This is a genomic window from Pseudomonas putida, from assembly GCF_028682475.1.
GTDB lineage: Bacteria > Pseudomonadota > Gammaproteobacteria > Pseudomonadales > Pseudomonadaceae > Aquipseudomonas > Aquipseudomonas putida_AG.
Window position 1 is genome coordinate 56,140 of sequence record NZ_JANHLE010000003.1, and the last position, 21,235, is coordinate 77,374.

Consider the following 21,235-nt stretch of genomic DNA (forward strand, 5'->3'; position numbering starts at 1 on the left):
GGCAGCCTGATCGTGGGGGCGTGACTCATTCGTCGAAAATGATCACCGAGCGCGCCAGTTCACCGCGGCGCAGCTCGTCGAAGGCCTGGTTGATCTGCTCCAGCTTGATGCGCTGGGAGATCATTTCGTCGAGCTTGAGCTTGCCGGCCATGTAGAAATCCACCAGCCGCGGCATGTCCACCGGGAAGCGGTTGGAGCCCATCAACGAGCCCTGGATACGCCGCTCGTGCAGCAGCTGCAGCGGGTCCACCTCGATTTTCAGACCCGGTTTGAGCATGCCGATCACTGTCGCGGTGCCTCCGCGGGCGAGCATGGCGAAGGCCTGCTCGGCGGTCTGTTTGAGGCCAATGCATTCAAAGGCGTGATGCACACCGCCGCGGGTCAGTTCCAGCACCTGCTTGGCGGCATCGCCGTCTTTGGCGTTGACCACATCCGTGGCGCCGAACTGGCGGGCCAGCTCAAGCTTGGAGTCGAGCATGTCAATGGCGATGATCCGCCCTGCCCCGGCCAGCGCCGCACCGTTGATGGCGGCAAGGCCGATACCGCCGCAACCGATCACCGCCACGGTCTCGCCCGGACGTACGTTGGCGGTGTTGAAAACCGCGCCGGTGCCGGTGGTGACCGCACAGCCGAGCAGCGCGGCGCGGTCCAGCGGCATGTCGCGACGGATCGCCACGCAGGCGTTCTCATGCACCAGCATCTGCTCGGCAAAACCGGACAGGTTGACGAACTGCGGAATCGGCTTTTGCACGTAGGTCAGGCGTGACTCCTCGTCGGCACCACGCTTGGTTTCCGGCGAAACGCAACGCGCCAGATGCCCGGTCACGCAATGCTCGCAATGGCCGCAGAACACGGTCAGGCAGGTCACTACATGATCACCGGGTTTGACCGAACGCACTTCAGCGCCGACCTGCTCGACCACCCCGGCCGCCTCGTGGCCCAGTACCAGCGGCCCCGGGAACGGGAACGAGCCATCGATCACGTGCAGGTCCGAATGGCAGACGCCGACAGCCTTGGTGCGGATCAGCACTTCGCGCGGGCCCGGCTTGCTGATGCCTACGTGTTCAATGACCAGCGGGCTTCCTACCTGGTGGAATACGGCAGCTTTCATGACAGTTCTCTCTCAACAATGAAGTGGGGGTCAGGCCGGGTTCGGTACGGCGCGCAATACCGCCTTGGCATGGCTGAACGTGCGGAAACCATCGATACCGTGATAGGCGCCCATACCGCTGGGGCCGACGCCACCGAACGGCAGGCCCTCGGTGCTGGCGTGGCTGAGCACACCGTTGAGGGTGACGCCACCTGAGCAGGTACGGCTGAGCACCTGGGCCTCTTCGTCTGCGTCGTTGCCGAAGTAGTACAGCGCCAGTGGCCGCGGCCGGGCGTTGATCTGGGCAATCACCCCGGTGATGGTGTCGTAGGGCTTGATCGGCAGCAGCGGGCCGAAGATTTCGTCCTGCATGACCTGCAGGTGATCCGCGGGGTCGCGCAACAGGGTCGGGACGATCTTGTTGTGTGCGGCCTGGCTGAAGTCCTCGGCACCGGCGTTAAGTTCGATCAGCTCGACCCCCGCTTCGCGTGCTTCGCTCAGGTAGCCGTGCAGGCGCTGAAAATGGCGGGCATTGATGATCGAGGTGTACTCGGGGTTGTCCTTGAGTGTCGGAAAGAACTTGGCTACCACGGCCTTGGCCACGGCGATGAAAGCCTCCACCGACTCGCGGGGGACGAACACATAATCGGGGGCCACGCACAGCTGACCGGCATTGAGCAGCTTGCCGATAACCACCTTGGCCACGGCCTCGTTGAAGTTGGCCGAACGCGAGATAATCGTCGGCGACTTGCCGCCCAGCTCCAGGGTCACGGGCACCAGGTGCTCAGCCGCGGCCCGCAGCACGTGCTTGCCGATACGGGTGGCGCCGGTGAACAGCAAATGATCGAACGGCTGGCTGCAGAACGCCTGGCCCACCTCTGCGCCACCGAGCACCACGGCCACTTCGTCTTCGCGGTACACCGAACGGATCAGCCGGGCGATCAGGGCTGAGGTATGCGGGGTGAACTCCGAGGGTTTTATCATCACCCGGTTGCCCGCGGCCAGGGCACCGGCAAGGCCGCTGAAGAGCATGTAGCCGGGTACGTTCCAGGCCGTGACGATGCCGACCACGCCCAGTGGCTGATACTGCACCCAGGCCTCACCGGCGCGGGCCTGACGCATTTCAGGGCGCATCCATTGAGCGAGTTCTACCTTGGTTTGCTGCAGCGTCGCCAAGGGCGAAAGCACCTCGCTGCCTTTGGAGAAGCTCGGGCTGCGATGGCCGAAATCGGCGGTCAGCGCGTCGATGATGTCCTGTTCATGGTTGACCAGCAGGCTGATTGCCCGGTCGATCAACGCGCAACGCTGCTCGAAACTGGAGGGCTCACTGGCCAGGAAGGCGGCTCGCTGTTTTTCCAGGATCGCGCGGATGTCGGTGCTCGTCGAATGCTCGATGGCGCTCATCACTACCTCTCTTGTTGTTGTCAGGCTGCGAGCACAATGGCGTCGCGGCACATGGGGTCTGGCTGCATGGTTGACCATCACGAGGGCCACGCCGCCACCCGGATCAGGTGGTGGGCGCTCATGCCAGGATGCCCATGGCCTTGGCGCTGTTGATCGCCTGGGTGCGCCGACAGGCACCGAGCTTGACGTTGATGTTCTTGGCGTGGCTCTTGACGGTGTTTTCGGAGATGAACAAGCGGTTGCCCACCTCGCGCACCGACAGGCCCTCGGCCAGCAGCTTGAGCACCGACACTTCGCGCGGCGTGAGGTCATCCTGGTAGTCCGGTACCCCCGGACTGCGGGCTGGTGCCGCCTGCTCACGCACCAGCAACAGGCTCTTTTGCCGGGCTATGCGCTGCTGGTAGCAAGCCCGGTCGACATTGCCCCAGTGCATGCGCCGCTCGGCGTCGCACAGCAGCAGGTGGGCCTGTTCGCTGTCATGCCGGCGCGACGCTACCTCGCTCAGCAGCAGGTAAGCGTCAAGCACAAAAGGCGCGCAACCCTCGCGAACCTGCAGCAGCCCGGCCTGTACCACCTGCTCGGCCTCCTCGGCCCGGCCCAGCTGCAACAGCAGTTGGCCCTGCAGGAACATCAACCGCCCCAGCAAGGGACACGGCTCGGACCGGCTGCCAGACTGGCGCTGCAACTCCGCCGCCAGCAACGCTTGCGCCCGTGAGGTCTGGCCCTGGAGTAACAGCAGGCGTACCCGGTCAACATTGACCAGCACTTCCGATTCATAACTACCCTGGCGCCGGGCCAGTTCCAGCGACTGCTCCAGCAGCGCCTGGGCTTCGGCCAGTTCGCCGCGGTTGATCGCCATGCGCCAGAGCATGCAGTTGCACAACAGCACCGACAACCAGTCCTCCCCCGTCAATGCGCCAAGGGCGGCGTGGCAATGCTGGCGCGCCTCGTCACAGTGGCCGCGCAGCGCCAGCAAGGTGCCCTGCAATGCCTGCCAGTTGGCCAACAAGCGCAGATGGCGCTGCGGATCGGGCACCGGCAGAAAGTGCCCCAGGTGCTCCAGGCACTGCTCGGCTTCATCCAGGCGACCACTGAACAACAAGGCCTTGGCGCACAGGTAGATCAGGCGCGGACGGCTGTGCAGCAACTGCCGATCAATGCGCTGGCGCCAGTCCATGAGGGTGTCCAGATGCCGCCCGCCGAGAATCCAGCTCAGCCACAAGCGCTCCATGTAGCTGGCGGCCACATCCGGCTGGTCGGCCTTGAGTGCCTGTTCGACCGCCTCATCGACATGCCCCTGGAGGCTGAAGACCCGACAGGCACGCAAGCGCAAGCGGTTCAACGACGCGGCGCTCAGTTGCTCCTGTAGCGCCTGCGCCACGGCCGGCAGCAAGCGGAACCAGCCCGGTTGCTGAGCGACCGGCACCAGAAATGCCTGGCAGGCAAGCAGGCTGTTGAACACCTCGGCACCCTGTTGCCCTTCCCAGAGCTGCTCGCACAACGCCGCACTGGCCTTGGGCAGATGCGCCAGCCCGCAGAGTACTTCGCGCTGGTCCGCACTCAAGCGCGATAGCAGCTCACGCTCCAGGTACTGGTACAGCAATGACGACGAATGCGGGGCGAGCTGACCATCGGCAACTGCCATAGGCAGCAGCAGACGCACGCCGGCGCACCAACCGCCGGTCTGCTGCCACAGCGCGTCGCGCAAAGCGCCAGGGATGTCCGGCAGTAACCGCGTTATCAATGCATCGAACGCTTCAGGGCGCAGGGCCAGTTGCCCGGCATTGAGCTCAAGCAACTGGCCCATGAGCATCAGTTGCGGCAAGTTCCAGTCCGGCCGCTGGCGGCAGCTGACCAGCAACTGCAACCCTGGGTTGTCCAGCGCCAGCAGTTGATCGAACCAGCGGTTCAGCTCCGCAGGCAGTGCGCCGGGCAGATCATCGAAGACCAGACGCCGCGCGCCACACTGTCCAGACCCGAGCACGCTAAGCACGTCCTCGGGTGCTGTCTCGGGCGCCAGTCCAAGGGCGCGGGCCAACGCAGCACTCAGGCTGGCCAGGCTTTGCCGCTGACCGCCACAGCGCAGCCAGACCACCTGCCCGGATACCGGGTCTTGCTGCAGGTACTCCTGCAGCAACGCGGTCTTTCCATAACCTGCAGGCGCGCAAAGCAGCACCAGCCGGAGCTCACGCTGGAACAAATCGCACAGATGCGGCCGTGGCACATGCATGGCGAACCTCGCTGATGGGTGAAGGTCGCGTCATGGTTGGCCCCCGGCCGCTGTTCGCGCGCCACCCGCATCAGGTGGTCGAGGTAAAAAGCACAACGCCCTGAAACCAGGGCGTTGTGTGTTCCGGTCAGTGACGCTAACGCAAAGCGTCAGCGAATCCCGGCATTGCGCAGCGCAGACGGGGTAAAGTCGTTCAGCTTCGCGGTGATGCCATAGGTAGTCGCATGCTTGGATTCATTGGTCATCGCCAGCACGTTGTAGCGACCGGCGATCAGATCGTAGATCCCGAGCATGGCGAAGTTCGGCGCGCCACGCTCGTAATCGTTCATCGCATAGCCCTCGGCGACCCGCCAGAGCTGGCCCCGGCCATCGTAGTGATCGACCTCGGCGAGTTGCCAGGTGTCCTCATCGAAGTACATGTCGCGCTTGGCGTAAATATGCCGCTGACCTGGCTTCAGGGTCGCCTCTACATGCCAGACCCGGTGCAGCTCGTAGCGGGTCAGGTCCTGGTCGATATGACCGGGCTTGATGATCTGCTCGTACTTGAGCTTGGGCGACTGCAGCCGGTAGTTGTTGTAGGGGATGTACAGCTCCTTCTTGCCGACCAGTTTCCAGTCATAGCGGTCCGGCGCGCCGTTCATCATGTCGGTGTTGTCAGCAGTGCGCATGCCGTCCGAGCCACTGCCCGGGCCGTCATAGGCCACCTGCGGCGCCCTGCGCACACGGCGTTGGCCTGCGTTGTAGACCCACGCCAGGCGCGGTTCCTTGACCTGGTCGATGGTCTCGTGAATCAGCACCACGCTGCCGGCCAGGCGCGACGGCGCGGTGATTTCCTGCTTGTAGTAGTACAGAACGTTGTCGGCCTTGCCGCCCTCGACGCCCTCCATCAACTGCGGGAACGCCAGGGTGTCGTCGTATTCGACAATGGAGTAGGAGCCATTGGTTTGCGGCGCAGCCTGAGCGGCCTTGCGCAGGATATTGCCGCCTCGGTAGCGGTTGGTATGGTTCCAGTAGACCTCGACCCCGCTCTTGGGGATCGGGAACGGGTAGTAACGGGTCTGGGTGAAGTTCAGCAAACCGTTGCCATCAGGGGTCAGTTCGGTGGTTACCGCGCTTTTTTTGGCGATGTCATAGATGTTCTGTGGCGACGCCGCGGTGCGCTGGCTCTTGTACACCGGGATCTTGTAGCTGTCCGGGTAGCGTTTGAACATCGCCAGCTGGCCTGGGGTCAGCTTGTCCTTGTACTGCTCGGCATTGGCTGCAGTGATGATGAATTGCGGCTTGTCGCCCGCAAACGGGTCACCGAGAAAACCGTTCTCCAGGGCTGCCGCACCGGGCTTGAGGCCCCCGGTCCAGGCCGGGATGCTGCCGTCGGCATTGGCCTCTTTCTGAGCCCCCAACGGGGTCAGGGTGGTACCCAGGGCTGCGGCTTCCTGGGGCGAAACAGCCGCCATCACGCCGCTGGCCAGCAGTGACAGACTCAGGGCGCCGACGCGCAGAATCAAACGTGCGTTCATGTTCAGGTTCCTCTGGCAGGGTTGCATCAGAAATTCACGCCGAAGCTCAGGGCAAGGAAGTCGCGGTCGACGTTGGTGTTGAAATCGCCATCAAAGTAATTGGTGTAACTCAAGCTGGCGTTGTAGGTGTTCTGGTACTCGGCATCGACCCCGAGGCTGACCGCCTTGGAGCCTTCATCGAAGTTCGGGCCATAGCCCTGGACGTCATGCGACCAGGCCAGGTTGGGCGACAGGTTGATACCGGCAATCACGTTCTGGTAATCGAGCTTGCCGCGCAGGCGGTAGCCCCAGCTGTTGCTGGTGTAGAAGCCGTCGTCGTTACACTCCTGGGCCGGATTGCTGGCCCTCGGCGTGCCCTCGGCCGTGCCGCGGCAAGTGGCAAGGCCTGCTGCGCCCGGTAGCTCGCCGGAGCCGAACGCCGGGCTGCGGCCGAAGCGCAGGTCGGAACCGTCGGCCTTACCCAGGCCATTGATGTGGTTGTAGCCCACCTCGCCCACCAGGGTCAGGCGGCTGGCCCCCAGCACCTGATCGAAGAACTGGGTAGCGGTCACCTGTGCCTGGGTCACCGGCATGCGCTTGTAGCCATTGACCTCGGCACCCAGGGTGCGTCCGGCAAAGCCGGTGGTGATCAGCGGCGAGGTGGCGCCAAAGGTGGCCGATGACAACAGGTCGGCGGTGTTCAGCTGCAGCGGCATGTTGGGCCGGTAGCTGACTTCTCCGCCGAGGGCCATACCGCCCAGGTTGGTTTGAAAGCTCAGGCCGTAGAGGCGGATATCTTCCGGGTAGTCGATGAAGTAACGGACACTGCGCGCCGAAGCCACGCCACCTGCGGCACTGCTCATCTGATTGATGCTCAGGAACGGGTTGCGGCTGTGGTAGTTCATGGCGTAGGCGCCGAACTCGGTGTCGTTGAACTCCGGCACGAACCAGCGCAGGGCCAGGCCATACTGACCGCTGTCGCGCGCGTCGTTGTCCTTGAGGCGCGGGATGTAGACGTTATCCAGCCCTGCGGCGATAGCCGCCGGGCCACCGGTGTTGTGCGCCACGCCAGGCGGCAGGTCGAGACCGGACACCACCAGGCGGTCATTACAGCCCTGCGGCACACCATCGTTACCGAAGAAGGTGCCGCAGTTGTCGACCACCGACTTCTCCCACTCCAGCTGGAAGAACGCTTCGGCGGTGATGTTCTCGGCCAGGCCCTGGGACAGGTAGAAGAGGTTGACCGGAATCAGGCCTTCCTTGACTTCCGCGCCGGGGCGGCGCAAGGCCGCGACGTCGATGGGGTTGATGCTGTTGATCGAATTGCCGATGAAGGTACTCTCGCCCCAGCTCACCACCTGCTTGCCCAGGCGCACGTTGCCGACCTGATCGCCGATCGTGTAGTTGTGGTAGACGAAGCTGTCGAGGAACATCGCCCCGGACGACTTCGCCGCGCGATCGCGGCCGCTGTCATCGATGTCATAGAACGGTCGGTGTTCGTCCATCAGCTCGAAGTCATACCAGTACTTGCCGCGTACGAAGGCACCACTGTCGCCGTACTTGAGTTCCAGGTCATGCACGCCCTTGAAGATCTTCGAAAAGGTTTCGCCCTTCTTGAAATTCAGCCGGTTGTCATCGGTGGTGCGCGAGGCCGAGGTCCCCGTCTTGCCCTGGGAGTTGAAGTTGGAAATGAACTTCGAATCCGGGTCGGTGGTGGACCAGCTGGCGCCGATCGACAACGACGAATCGAAGTTGCCCTGGATCTCCCCGATGTTGAACTCCACCGCGTGGACCTGGTTGCCCGCGCAGGTGGCGAAAGTGACAGCTACGGCCAGCAGACTTGGCTGGAAGACGCCGCGCATTGTTGTTTTTGTCATGCGGTTTCTCCGGTTAGGGATTGGTGGTGAGCCCCATGCTAGCGGGGCCCGGGTTAGCGCCTGACACCCGAACGGGTGATTTCAAACCATGTTTTCCCGCATCCCTGTGGGGGGCGTAACCGCTCATCCGTAGCGGCAGACGCCGGGCGTTACTGTCGGTGACGATCGCCTCTCAGGCGGACTGGACCTGGCGTACGAATTCGCTGGCGCCCAGCGCCGGCTGCGCCAGCAAGGCCTGGCCGACAATGCCGTTCCAGTAGGTTTCCGAACCTTCGCTGAGGCGCCATTCATGCAAGCGCCGGGTGAACAGCTGCAGGTCCAGTTCTTCGGTCACACCGATGGCGCCAAACAGCGCATGGGCAATGGCACAAACCTGGGCGACGGCCATGGAGGTGCGCGCCTTGGCGATCGCCGTGGGAATCTGCGCAGGCACCGCATCGGCCCGGGAGAACGCCAGTTCAGCGGCCATCCGCGAGGCGGCGACCTGTTCGGCCATGACGCTGAGCTGATGCTGGACCGCCTGGAACTTGCCGATTGCCTTGCCGAACTGGACCCGGTCATTGCAGTACTGCAGGGTCATCTCCAGCGCCCGCTGCATGGCCCCGGCCATCATCGCGGCATGGAGGGTGGCCTGGAACACACGGACCTCGTCACCGTTATCGCCCACGGCAGCGCCAACGGTCTCCTGCGGCCAATACAGCGTGGCGCTCAGGCTGGCATGCACCCCGCTGCGCTGGCGGCGCGCCAGGCTGCAGTCGAGCAGCAGCAACTTGCCGTGCAGGTTCACCAGGGCAAAATCGGCCAGCAGACCGTAGGCCACATTGGGCACACACAGACTGCCATCGAGTTCTCGATAGGCACTGCCGGCCAGGGTCAGCATGCCCGCTGGCGGTACGCTGGCGCAGTCGCGCATCAAGGCCCGGGCGGCAATACTCTGCGCGGCCGGGACCGGCAGCGCGTGGCGACCAAAGGCGATCACCACCGGCAGCAGTGCCGCCAGCGTCAGCCCGGCACCGCCGGCGTCTTCCGGGGTCAACAGCTCCAGAAAACCTGCGTCTTCCAGGGCACGCCACAGCACTGAGGCGTCGCCACCCTGCTCTAGCGCACGGACCACCGCCGGGGTGCACAGGTCATTGAGGATCTTTTCGATTGCTTCGGTGAACATGACGTCGTTTCCTATTCGAGATGCATCAACGCAGGCCCAGACCGCGGGCGATCATGCCGCGCAGGATTTCCCGGGTGCCGCCGCGCAACGAGAAAGTCGGCGCGACCTGGTTCAGGTAAGCGACAGTGCGGTACAGCGCCTCATCGACCGATTCATCCGGATTGGCCGCAATGGCTGCGGCAATCGCTGTCGGAATGGCCTGCTCGAACTCGGTGCCGATGTCCTTGACCAGCGCCGCCTCCACCACCGGGCTTTCGCCGCGCGCCAGGAGCGCGGTCAGGGCCAGGGAGAGATTGCGCAGGCAACTGAGCTGGCTGACGAAGCTGCCGAGCAAAGCGCTCTCCTGAGGGCTGGCACCGTTGCGGCGCAAGGTCTCGGCCCACAGATCGAGCAATACCATGCTGGAATAGAAGCGCTCCGGCCCGCTGCGCTCGAAGGCAAGCTCGGCATTGACCTGCTTCCAGCCACTGCCCTCCTCGCCGACCAGCGCGTCTTCGCCCAGCAGCACCTCGTCGAAGGCCACTTCCGAGAAGTGCGCATCACCGGCCAGGTCGACAATCGGGCGGACGCTGATGCCCGGTTGCTTGAGGTCGATGATGAATTGCGACAGCCCTTGGTGACGGTCCTCGGCCGAGCCACTGGTGCGCACCAGCGCAATCATGTAATCGGCGTGGTGGGCGTTGGTGGTCCAGATCTTGCGACCGCTCAGGCGCCAGCCCTCAGGGCAGCGCGTGGCGCGGCTGCGCACGCTGGCAAGGTCCGAGCCCGCGTTCGGCTCGCTCATGCCGATGCAGAAAAACGCCTGGCCGGCGCAGATACGCGGCAGGTAGAAATCCTTCTGCGCATCGCTGCCGAACTTGAGAATCAAGGGCCCGCTCTGGCGGTCGGCAATCCAGTGCGCCGCCACCGGTGCACCGGCGGCCAGCAGCTCCTCGACCAGCACAAAGCGGCTGAACGCGTCCAGCCCGGCACCGCCGTAGGCGGCAGGCAAGGTCAGCCCGACCCAGCCCCGCGCCGCCAGTTTGCGGCTGAAGTCCGCATCAAAGCCGGTCCAGCTGCGGGCGCGAATCTCAGGCGCAACCTGCGGCAGATGCGTCGCCAGAAACGCTTTGACCTCGACACGAAAGGCCTCGGCATAGTCGGGCAACGCGGTCAGGCGGAAGGCGTCGAGCAAGCTGCTCACTGGGCACCTCCGTCAACCTTGCCGTACAGCGTCACCACGCATGCGCCACCCAGACCCAGGTTGTGGGCCATGGCCAGGCGCGCGCCCTCGACCTGGCGCTGCTCGGCGTTGCCGCGCAATTGCTGGGTCAGCTCGTAGCACTGAGCAAGACCGGTGGCGCCGAGCGGATGCCCCTTGGACAGCAAACCACCCGAGGGGTTGATGACGATCTGGCCGCCATAGCTGTTGTCACCCTCCATCACGAACTTTTCCGCGCCACCCTCAGGGCAGAAACCCAGCGACTCGTAGCAGATCACCTCGTTCTGGGCGAAGCAGTCGTGCAGCTCGCACAGGTCGATATCCTGCGGGCCGACGCCGGCTTTCTCGTAAACCTGGCGCACCGCCGCACGGGTCATGTGGGTACCGACCCAGTCGAGCATCGACGGTTTTTCGAAGTTGAAAGACTCCGGCGTATCGGTGGTCATCGACTGAGCCACGATCTGCACGTCGCGGCGCAGGCCATATTTTTTCGCGAAGCGTTCGGACACCAGGATCGCCGCCGCCCCGCCGCAGGTCGGCGGGCAGGCCATCAGGCGTGTCATCACCCCGGGCCAGAGCACAGGATCGGCCATCACCTCTTCAGTGCTGAGCACCTTGCGAAACAGCGCCAGCGGGTTGTTGGCGGCATGGCGGCTGGCCTTGGCGCGCACTGCGGCAAAGGTCTCCATGCGCGTGCCGTACTTGTGCATGAACTCGCGCCCGGCGCCGCCGAAGGTGCGCAGCGCCTGGGCCATGTCGTTGCCGACATCGGCAGTCAGGCCGCGCAGAATCGGCAGAAAACGCTCGCGGGTCGGCGGACGGTCATCCCAGTGGGATTTCAACGCACCGGCCTGCATCTGCTCAAAACCCACCGCCAGCACACAATCGGCCGCGCCCGACTCGATGGCTTTGCGCGCCAGGTACAAGGCGGTCGAACCGGTCGAACAGTTGTTGTTGACGTTGACCACCGGAATCCCGGTCATGCCGACCTCATAGAGCACGGTCTGGCCACAGGTGGAATCACCGTAGACATAGCCGGCGTAGGCTTCCTGCACCCGCTCATAACCGATGCCGGCATCGGCCAGGGCCCGGCGCACTGCTTCAGCGCCCATCTGCACATAGGTGGGGCTGGTGCCGGGCTTGCTGAACGGGATCATGCCGACGCCGGCCACCAGTACTTTTTCGCTCATAACGTCACCTGCAAATCAGAGAAAAGGGTCACAGCTGGCGCGCGATCAGTTCGCGCAGCACTTCACTGGTGCCACCGAAGATGCGCGTCACGCGCATGTCGACGAAGGCCCGGGCAATCGGGTACTCGAGCATGTAGCCGTAGCCGCCATGGAGCTGGACCATGTCGTCGATGCACTTGCACAGGGTCTCGGTGGCCAGCAGCTTGGCGATGGCCGATTCCTGCACGGTCAGGCGCCGGCGCATGTGTTCGCCGATGTAGTGATCGATGGTCAGACGTACCGCCGTGGCCTGAGCCTTGATGTCGGCGAGCTTGAATTTGCTGTTCTGGAAGTCCCAGACGGTCTGGTTGAATGCCTTGCGGTCTTTCACGTACTCGACGGTCTGTTCGAGCAGGCGTTCGAGCTTGACGGCGCTGTACAGGGCAATCACCAGACGCTCTTGCGGCAGCTCTTCCATCAGGTGCATGAAGCCCATGTTCAACTCGCCCAGCAGGTTGCCCACCGGCACCCGGACGTTGTCGAAGAACAGCTCGGCAGTATCGGCCGCGGCCTGGCCGACCTTCTCCAGCTTGCGCCCGCGGCGAAAGCCTTCACGGTCGCACTCGACCATGATCAGGCTGCAGCCCTTGGCACCGGCGCTCGGATCGGTCTTGCACACCACCACGACCATGTCGCAGGTCAGGCCGTTGCTGATGAAGGTCTTGCTGCCGTTGATCACCCACTCGTCACCGTCGCGCACGGCGGTGGTGCGCACCGCCTTGAGGTCGGAGCCGGTGCCGGGCTCGGTCATGGCCACGGCCAGCACGGTTTCGCCGCGGCAGATTTTCGGCAGCCATTTGTGCTTCTGCTCTTCGGTGCCCAGGCGCACGATGTAGGGCGCGACGATGTCCGAATGCACGCCCAGGCTCCAGCCGGAAACGCCGGCGCGGTACAACTCTTCGATTAACACCGCCGAGTGGCCGAAGTCGCCACCGCCACCGCCGTACTCGGTCGGTACGGTCAGGCACAGCAGGTTGTGGCGGCCGGCGTTGAGCCAGGTTTCCCGGTCGACCTGCCCGGCTGCGTCCCACTGCGCCTGCTTGGGCAGGCATTCACGCTCGAAGAAACGCCGCGCGGTTTCGCGCAGCATTTCGTGGTCTTCACGATAAACAGTTCGGTTGATGTGCATCGGGATCTCCAGGGGGATGCCAGGTTCAAGTGCGCCTGGTTCGTGGAGCCAATGTATTGAGGCGGTGGGGGGGCTGAGGCCACCCGGATCGGGTAGCGCTCAGCGCTGGCAGGAAAACCACGCCAGGGCGCGGCAGGCGTCAGTTGGCCGCGCCGGTCTGGAACTGTTCGCGCAGCACGCGTTTGAGCACCTTGCCGGCGGCGGAAAGCGGCAGCTGCTGGCGGAACTCGATGCTCTTGGGGCACTTGTAGCCGGCGATGAATTCGCGGCAGTACACCCGCAAGCGGGCTTCGTCGACCTCGGCGCCGGGTTTGCAGACCACCACCGCATGCACCGCCTCGCCCCAGCGTTCGTGGGGCACGCCGATCACCGCACACTGGGCCACGGCCGGATGCCGGGCAAGGATGTTCTCGACCTCGGCCGAATAGATATTCTCGCCGCCACTGACAATCATGTCCTTGAGGCGATCGACGATGAACAGGTAACCCTGCTCGTCCATGTAGGCACCATCGCCGGTGTACAGCCAGCCATCGCGCAACGCCCGGGCGGTTTCTTCGGGCTTGTTCCAGTAGCCCTGCATGATGTTCGGCCCGCGCACGATGATTTCGCCCACCGTGCCGCGCGGCACCTCCCGCCCCTGGGCATCGACGATCTTGACCTGCACCCCAAGGCCGCCGCGGCCCACCGAGCGCGATCGACCACTGGCCCGCGCTTCTGCCGTGTGGTTGCACGGCAGGTTGCTGGACACCACCGGGCAGGCCTCGGTCAGGCCATAGGAGTGCGACAGTTCGATAGCCGGCAGACGCGCCAGCAACTGCTCGACCATCTCCCCGGCGCTGGGTGAGGCACCGTAGGTCAGGCGTTTGAGGCAGCTCAAGTCATAGCGCTCGAAATCCGCATGCGCCAGCAGCGCAAGGATCATGGTCGGTACCAGCAGCGTCTCGGTAATCTGCTCGCGTTCAATCACCTGCAGCGTTTGCTCGGCGTCGAATCCCGCCACCAGCACATGGCTTTCACCGGCCATGAACTGAATCAGTGCCCGCGCCATGCCGGCAACGTGAAACAGCGGCGCCACGTGCAACAGTCGGCCACCGGCTATCGGCGGCATATCGACCATGCGCGGCATGCACGCTGACCACAGGTTCAGGTGTGACTGCATGACGCCTTTGGGAAAACCGGTGGTGCCGCCGGTGTACATGATGCAGGCCAGGTCGTCGCCGCCCCGGCCGGCATCTTCGACCGGGGCAGCCTGGACGATCAGTTGCTCGAAGCCGAGCATCCCCGCTGGCACCTCGCCTTCTCCGGCATAGATGAACAGCGGCGCCTGCCGGGCGGCGGCACGAATGCCGTCGGCCAGGCCGGCAAAATGTTCATCGACGATGAGGATGCCAGTGCTGCAATCGTCCAGCGAGTAGACCACCTCGGCCACGCTCCAGCGGATGTTCACCGGGTTGAGCACGCCACCGCCCCACCACACACCGAAAATGTATTCCAGGTAACGGTCGGAGTTGAGCGCCAGCATGCCGACCCGGTCTCCGGCGCCCATGCCCAGCTGCTGCAAGGCAGCGGCCAGGCGGGCGACGCGTTGGCCAAACGTACGGTAGCTGTGCCGGCGTGCACCGAACACGGTCGCCAGGTGGTCCGGGTTCTGCTGCAAGGTGCGCTGCAGGCATTGGGTCATGTACATGAGCTCAGCTCACTCCCCGTTCCTTGCCGCGCCAGAACGCCTCGCGCAAGTCGCGCTTGAGTACCTTGCCGGCACCCGAGAGCGGCAAGGTGTCGCGAAACTCGACTGATTTGGGGGTCTTGTAGCCGGCGATCTGACGGCGGCAGTGCTCGATAATCTCGGCACCGCGCACCTGGCCATCGGGCTTGAGCACCACCACCGCATGCACGGTTTCGCCCCATTGCTCGCACGGAATGCCGATGACTGCACAGGCGGCGACCGCCGGGTGGCTGGCGATGGCGCTTTCCACCTCACCGGAATAGACGTTCTCGCCGCCGCTGACGATCATGTCCTTGAAGCGGTCGACGATGTAGATGTAGCCCTGCTCGTCCATATAAGCGCCGTCACCGGTGTGCATCCAGCCGCCGCGCAGGGCCTGGGCGGTTTCTTCGGGTTTGTTCCAGTAACCGAGCATGATGTTCGGGCCGCGCACCACCACCTCGCCGACGGTGCCGCAGGGGACTTCATTGTCGTGCTCATCGACAATCCGCACGGTCACCCCCAGCCCTGGCCGGCCGGCCGAACGCAAGCGGCCGCTGGCAATGCCCTCGGGGCCATGGTTCTCCGGGCCATTGGCGGAAATCGGCGGTGCTGCCTCGGTCATGCCATAGCCCTGGGTGAACTCGACTTGAGGCAAAGCCTTGAGCGCCAGTTCCAGCAACGGCACGGCGATGGGTGATGCGCCATAGGTGAGGCTGCGCAGGCAGCTCAGGTCGTAGCGGGCAAAGTCCGGGTGCATGATCAGCGCTTGCAGCATGGTCGGCACGATAAGGATGTCGGTGATCCGTTCGGCCTCGATGGTCCGCATCACATCCACGGCATCGAAAGCCGGAACGAACACACTCGGCAGGCCGATCAGCGAGATCAGGATCACCCGCGACAACGCCGCCAGGTGGAACATCGGCGCGATATGCAACGTCAGGGCATCGGCGGGCACCGGCACATCGGCGGCGCGGGCGACGGCGGCCGACCACAGGTTCATGTGCGACTGCATCACCCCCTTGGGCAGCCCGGTGGTGCCGCCGGTGTACATGATGCTGGCCAGGTCGTCGCCGCCGCGAAAGGCGTCGTCCACCGGAACCGCATAGCGGATCAGCTGCTCATAGGACAGCATGCCCTCCGGCGCCGGACCGTCGCCGACATGAATCAGCAGTGGCCGTACCCGGGCACTGGACGCGATCGCTTCGGCCATGGGCAGGAAGCTGTCATCGATCAACAGGATGCGCGTGTCGCAGTCGTCCAGCGAATAGACAATCTCGGTCACGCTCCAGCGGATGTTGACCGGGTTGACCACGCCGCCGCCCCACCAGGTCGCCAGGTAGTACTCCAGGAACCGGTCGGAGTTGAGCCCCAGCAGGCCGACCCGATCGCCGGTGTGCATGCCCAGTTGCTGCAAGGCTCCGGCCAGGCGCGCCACCCGTTCGGCGAGCTCGGCATAAGTATGGCGGCGCTGGCGAAACACCGTGGCCAGGGCATGAGGTCGTTGCTGCAGCATGCGGTGCAGCCCTTGGGTCAGATACATGAAGCTCTCCTGTAATTATTGTTGTCAGGCAAGAACGTGGTCACCGTGCAGGACGATCAGGCCCCGGTGTATCGGGGTGGGCGTTGTTCGGCCAGGGCGCGGCGTGCTTCGGCGTGATCCTCGCTGTCGCGCAACAAGCCCCAGTGCAGGTGGGCGTGGGCGACGAATTCGCGCGGCGTCAAGTGCACGCTCTGCAGTGCCAGACGCTTGATCGACTGCACGGCGAGCGGGCCATTGGCGGCAACGCGCTCGGCCAGGTTCAGGGCCGCAGGCATCAGATCCTCGCGCGGCACCAGCGCATTGATCAGCCCCATGCGCAAGGCTTCCTCGGCGCTGATCGCTTCGCCGGTCAGGGCCATCTGCATGGCATGCACGCAAGGCACCGCACGCAGCAGGTATTGCACCCCACCGGCGGCAGGGATGTTCGCCTCGCGCACCTGGGGCAAGCCGAAGGTCGCCTCGGCAGTGGCGAGGCGCAGGTCGCACTGCAGCGCCAGCTCAAGCCCGGCACCCAGGCAGGCACCATTGACCGCGGCGATGATCGGCTTCCAGATTTCCAGGTCGATGAGATCGAACAGCCGCGCGTAGCCGCCCTCCTCGGCTTCGGTCTCGCGGCTTTTCAGTGCCCCGCCGATAAAACCGGATGTTGCGCGCAACGGCTCCTTGAAGCTGGCACCGCTGCAGAACGCCCGCTCCCCGCTGGCGGTCAGGACGATGACCCGTACCTGCTCGTCATCCTGGCAGGCGCTCAGGGTTTTGCGCAGGTGCATCAGGTCGCTGACGCTCAGCGCATTGTTCGACGCTTGGGCATCGAGGGTGACGACTGCCACGTGATCGATGATCTTGAACTGGATGGCCATGGGCTGACTCCTGCGCACCAGAGAATGGTTATTGTGGGGTGTTGCACAACGCAGTCATCACGCCTTGAAGCCCAGGCCCAGCTGGCCCAAACGTTCGATTGCCTGGTCGTCGAAGCCCCAGTCGCGCAAGGCATCAAGCCCCTGTTCGCCGCGCTGCGGCGCCGGTCGTGGTAGCGCCGATGGCGTGCCGAGAAAGCGCGGTGCCGGTACCGGCTGCACCACCCCGTCGACCTCGATGAAGCTGCCACGGGCACGGCTGTGGGGATGCTCCACGGCCTCGGCAAGACCGAGCACCGGCACCACGCAGGCATCGCTGCCTTCAAAGGCGGCGCTCCATTGTGCCCGGGTCCGGCTTTTGAACGCCGTGGCGAAGGCGTCGCGCAAACGCGGCCAACCGGCGCGGTCGTGCTGACGGGGCAGACCGGCGTCGGCCAGGCCGAGGATCTCCAGCATCTGCTGGTAAAAACGCGATTCGATCGGCCCTATCGCCATGTATAGGCCGTCGAGGGTCTGATAGCTGTCATACCAGGGTGCGCCGCCGTCGAGCAGGTTGCTGCCGCGCTGCTCGTGCCAGTGCCCGCCCGCCAGCAGGCCCCAGATCACCGAGCCCAGTTGCGCTGCGCCCTCGGTCATGGCGGCATCGACTACTTGCCCTGCCCCTCCACGCTGAACGTGCAGCAAGGCCGCCAGCACCCCCATGGCCAGGAGCATGCCACCGCCACCGTAGTCGCCCACCAGATTCAGCGGCGGCAGCGGCCGGCCACCCGCCTCGCCGATGGCCGACAGCACCCCGGACAGGGCGATGTAGTTCAGGTCATGGCCGGCGCGCTCGGCCATCGGCCCGCTCTGGCCCCAACCGGTCATGCGCGCATAGACCAGACGCGGATTGCACGCCAGGGCCACCTCCGGTCCCAGTCCCAGGCGTTCCAGGGTGCCTGGGCGAAAGCCTTCGATCAGCACGTCGGCCTGCTTGATCAGTTCCAGCGCCGCCGCGACGCTCTCCGGGCGCTTGAGGTCGAGGGTCACCGAGCGCCGGTTGCGCCCGGTGATATCGGCCCGCTTGCCTTCAAATCTGGGCCCCAGGTCACTGGCGGCCACCGGCCGGTCGATACGCACCACATCGGCGCCCATGTCCGCCAGCAGCATGGTGCCGAAAGGCGCTGGCCCGATTGCTTCGAACTCAACCACGCGAATGCCGCTCAATACGCCCATTTCTGTCTTGCTCCTGATCTGACGGAGCGCCAGCCAGCACCCCTTTTTTGTTTCATGCAGTAGAGCAATCCCGAGACAGGCCACCACCACCCGGATCGGGTGGCGATTGCCTTGCGCGCAGACAGCAGGTTCAAGCTCTGGGTTACACTCGCCAGGATTGAGTGCATGCTAAAAACAAAAATGAATGGGAAAACCCCATGGACAAACACCGCAAGCCCACAGCAGCGGACGGCTTCGCCAGCCTGGCCGTGAATCCGCTCCAGTCGCCGATCGTCAGCACCAAGCTGATCCCGCCGCGCAGTGCCGGGCGCCTGATTTCCCGCGAGCGCCTGCAGGAACAGATGCTCAAGGCCCGCCGTCAGCGTTGTATCGTGATCAAGGGGCCGGCCGGATGCGGCAAAACCTCGACCCTGATCGCCTGGCGCCAGGCCCTGCTACCGCTGGGCTTCGATGTGGCCTGGCTGACCTTGTCTGCCGACGACAACGAACTGACCCGGTTTATCGACTACCTGCTGGCAAGCCTGGGCCACATCGACCCGCAACTGGTGCACGAAGCCACCCAGCTCGAAGGCCGTGGCATCGACAGCGAAGCGGTTGAACGCACGGTCATCACCCTGGTCCGCAGCATTGCCAGCCGCAGCCGCGAGCTAGTGCTGGTGCTCGATGACCTGCACCACCTGACCGACGTCGGCATTCACCAGGCCCTGCAATGGCTGATCGACTACGCCCCGGCCAACCTGCACCTGGCCCTGGTGTCGCGCAGTGCGCTGCCCTTGTCACTGGCGCGGTTACGCGGCCAGGACCTGGTGCAGGAACTGAACCTGCGCGACCTGCGCTTTACCCCGGCCGAGTCCGAGCAGTTTCTCAAGGCCCAGCTGGGCGAAATCGATGCCCGCGAAGCCAAGCTCATGCATGAGCTGACCGACGGCTGGGTTGCCGGCCTGCAACTGCTGGCCGTGAGCCGCAAGAAGAATCGCCCGCAACCGGACGCTGCGGTCACCTCGGCCCAGACCCAGGTCCGGGACAACCAGGCGTTCGCCCGTTTCTTTGAAGTCGAAGTTCTGTCCCATCTGACCCCGACCGACCTCGACCTGCTGCTGCTCATGGCGGTCTGCAACCGCTTTTGCCCGTCGTTGTGCGCGGCCTTGAGCGGTCATCCCGAAGCGGTCGACGCGGCCAATGCGCTGTTGGCGCGCCTGGAACGCGACAACCTGTTCCTGATCCCGGTGGACAGCGCCGGGCGGGAAACCTGGTATCGCCTGCATCCCTTGCTGCGTGAAACCCTGCTCAAGTACTTCGACTCGCGCAGCCAGGCCGAGCAACAGACAGTGCACGTGCGTGCCTGGGCCTGGTTTCGCGACCACAACCACCTCGACGAAGCGGTTCATCATGCGGTCATGGGCGGCAACCCCGAGGCGGCCGCACTGCTGGTGGAACAGCACGCCCAGACCCTGTATGCCCATGGCGACTTGCGCATGTTGATCGAACTGGTGCGCCTGCTGCCGGTCGAGCAGGTTCAGGCGCGGGTCAAGCTGCGGATGATCAAGGCACGCATGCAGCTGTACGCCCGGGATTTTTCCGCCTGTGCCCAGAGCCTGACGCAACTGTTCCACGACGTTCCCGAACAGGATGTCCATGATCGCTTCACCTTGGCACTGCTGCAGGCCTCGCTGGCGTTGCAGCGCGACGACACCGATGGCGCGATGAGCGTGCTGCCGCAGTTGCTCAACCCGCCAGCGGGCAGCGACAGCGTCGCCATCGGTTCCTGCGCCAATATCCTCTCCTGGCTGTACATGCACCGTGGCGAGTACGAAAAGGCCCGCCAGGTGCAGCTGGACCGCCCCGCCCTGACGATCAACGGCGAACCTTTTCTGGGCACTGCCGCCGGCAGCCTGCAAGGTCGCTGCCTGCTCGGTCTGAGCCTGGCCCTGGAGGGGCAAATGACCCAGGCCGAACGGGTCTATCGCGACGTGCTGCATGAGGCCAACCAATGCGGCAAAGCCGGTGCCGACGCCACCTACCTGTCCGCCGCCCTGCTGGGCGAGGTGCTGTACGAAACCAATGATGTAGACGCTGCGTTCAAGCTGTTGTCCGGCTGGGTCGACATTCTCGAACGCATCTCGATTCCCGATTCGGTGCTGCGCGTGCTCCAGGTGCTGTGGAATGTGCAGTGGCTGGCCGGCAACCACCAGGAAGCCCTGGCCTTTGTCGAGCGCCTGGATGAGTACGCGATCAAGCTCGGCCTGGATCGGCTGCAGGCGTACTGCCTGACCTGGCAGGTGCGCTGGCGCTTGATGCTCGGCGAGCCCGACCTGGCCCAGGCCAAACTGACGCGTCTGGAAGCGATCAATGCCCGCCATCCGGATGCCGGGCACACGGCCCTCAAGGAAATCCACATCCTCACCGAGAACGCCCGGGCCCGCTGGCAACTGGCCCAGGGTGACCTGGAAGGCGGGCTCGCGCGTATCGAACAACTGATCGACACCTGTGAGCAGCATCGCCGGCAGCTGGGGGCAGTACGCTTGCTGGTGCTTAGCGCGGTGATCGAGTCCGAACGCGGCAATCACGCCCGCGCCCGCGACAAAGTCATCGAAGCGCTACGGCGCGGGCAACGTTTTGGCCTGTTGCGCAGCCTGCTGGACGCCCACGACAATGCCCTGGCACTGATCTGCCGGGTAGCGAGCGAGGAAGACCTCGACCCGGTGCTGACCTTTTATGTCGAACGGTTGCAAGCAGCCCAGGCTTGCGTCCCGGCCATCGCCACCGGCAAGCCGGGCAAGTCGCCTGCCAGCAAGCCGCCAGCAGCGGGGATCGAGCCGTTGAGCGAACGCGAAATCGAAGTGGTACGCCTGTTGGCCCAGGCGTTGCCGAACAAGAAAATCGCCCGGGCGCTGGGCCTGTCCCCGGAAACCGTGAAATGGCACCTGAGCCATATTTACAGCAAGCTTGGGGTCAGCAGTCGCGACGAAGCCGTTGCCCGGGTGCGCGATCTCGAAGCACACGACGACAGTAACGCAACGCGCCCCTGAGCCAGGCCCCGCCCGCCTTTCCCTGCGCTTTTTCGCCATGCCACCCGGCTCGGGTGGCGTTCGGC

General features: G+C 64.6%; 14 protein-coding genes. 1 reads left to right on the top strand and 13 read right to left on the bottom strand.

All coding sequences use genetic code 11. The annotated features are described in order from the left end of the window. Positions 1 to 25 precede the first annotated feature (25 nt). The 13 genes from NPS47_RS03785 to NPS47_RS03845 form a co-directional block, all read right to left on the bottom strand. The gene (locus NPS47_RS03785) at positions 26 to 1,111 is read right to left on the bottom strand and encodes a Zn-dependent alcohol dehydrogenase (protein ID WP_274293764.1); all 1,086 of its coding nucleotides are present in this window, start codon (positions 1,109 to 1,111) and stop codon (positions 26 to 28) included. Positions 1,112 to 1,141: 30 nt separating this feature from the next. After that, on the bottom strand, positions 1,142 to 2,494 hold the full coding sequence (locus tag NPS47_RS03790; protein WP_274293765.1) for a coniferyl aldehyde dehydrogenase: 1,353 nt from the start codon (positions 2,492 to 2,494) through the stop codon (positions 1,142 to 1,144). Between the two features lie 118 nt (positions 2,495 to 2,612). Then, a complete protein-coding gene (locus tag NPS47_RS03795) occupies positions 2,613 to 4,724 on the bottom strand; it encodes a LuxR C-terminal-related transcriptional regulator (protein ID WP_274293766.1) in 2,112 nt (703 codons plus the stop codon). A 149-nt stretch (positions 4,725 to 4,873) separates the two neighbouring features. Beyond that, complete coding sequence (locus NPS47_RS03800) at positions 4,874 to 6,241, bottom strand: DUF1329 domain-containing protein (protein ID WP_274293767.1); 1,368 nt, start codon at positions 6,239 to 6,241, stop codon at positions 4,874 to 4,876. 26 nt (positions 6,242 to 6,267) lie between these two features. Then, positions 6,268 to 8,097, bottom strand: a complete 1,830-nt coding sequence (locus NPS47_RS03805) for a DUF1302 domain-containing protein (RefSeq protein WP_274293768.1) — start codon at positions 8,095 to 8,097, stop codon at positions 6,268 to 6,270. 172 nt (positions 8,098 to 8,269) lie between these two features. Beyond that, positions 8,270 to 9,262 carry an acyl-CoA dehydrogenase gene (locus NPS47_RS03810; protein WP_274293769.1) on the bottom strand — a complete coding sequence of 331 codons (993 nt, stop codon included), beginning with the start codon at positions 9,260 to 9,262 and terminating at the stop codon, positions 8,270 to 8,272. Between the two features lie 25 nt (positions 9,263 to 9,287). Continuing rightward, positions 9,288 to 10,445, bottom strand: coding sequence for an acyl-CoA dehydrogenase family protein (locus NPS47_RS03815; RefSeq protein ID WP_274293770.1), 1,158 nt, complete (start codon positions 10,443 to 10,445; stop codon positions 9,288 to 9,290). After that, a complete protein-coding gene (locus NPS47_RS03820; protein ID WP_274293771.1) occupies positions 10,442 to 11,653 on the bottom strand; it encodes a lipid-transfer protein in 1,212 nt (403 codons plus the stop codon). The genes NPS47_RS03815 and NPS47_RS03820 overlap by 4 nt, the downstream gene beginning before the upstream one ends. Positions 11,654 to 11,681: 28 nt before the next feature. After that, a complete protein-coding gene (locus NPS47_RS03825; RefSeq protein WP_274293772.1) occupies positions 11,682 to 12,821 on the bottom strand; it encodes an acyl-CoA dehydrogenase family protein in 1,140 nt (379 codons plus the stop codon). 139 nt (positions 12,822 to 12,960) lie between these two features. Next, positions 12,961 to 14,508, bottom strand: coding sequence for a long-chain-fatty-acid--CoA ligase (locus NPS47_RS03830; protein ID WP_274293773.1), 1,548 nt, complete (start codon positions 14,506 to 14,508; stop codon positions 12,961 to 12,963). A 4-nt stretch (positions 14,509 to 14,512) separates the two neighbouring features. Next, the gene (locus NPS47_RS03835) at positions 14,513 to 16,069 is read right to left on the bottom strand and encodes an acyl-CoA synthetase (RefSeq protein WP_274293774.1); all 1,557 of its coding nucleotides are present in this window, start codon (positions 16,067 to 16,069) and stop codon (positions 14,513 to 14,515) included. Positions 16,070 to 16,125: 56 nt separating this feature from the next. Next, positions 16,126 to 16,929, bottom strand: a complete 804-nt coding sequence (locus tag NPS47_RS03840) for an enoyl-CoA hydratase/isomerase family protein (RefSeq protein ID WP_274293775.1) — start codon at positions 16,927 to 16,929, stop codon at positions 16,126 to 16,128. Between the two features lie 57 nt (positions 16,930 to 16,986). Then, positions 16,987 to 18,141, bottom strand: coding sequence for a CaiB/BaiF CoA transferase family protein (locus NPS47_RS03845; protein ID WP_274293776.1), 1,155 nt, complete (start codon positions 18,139 to 18,141; stop codon positions 16,987 to 16,989). A 197-nt stretch (positions 18,142 to 18,338) separates the two neighbouring features. Here NPS47_RS03845 and NPS47_RS03850 point away from each other — a divergent pair, with 197 nt between their 5' ends. Then, the gene (locus tag NPS47_RS03850; RefSeq protein ID WP_274293777.1) at positions 18,339 to 21,170 is read left to right on the top strand and encodes a LuxR C-terminal-related transcriptional regulator; all 2,832 of its coding nucleotides are present in this window, start codon (positions 18,339 to 18,341) and stop codon (positions 21,168 to 21,170) included. The last annotated feature ends 65 nt before the right edge of the window (positions 21,171 to 21,235 follow it).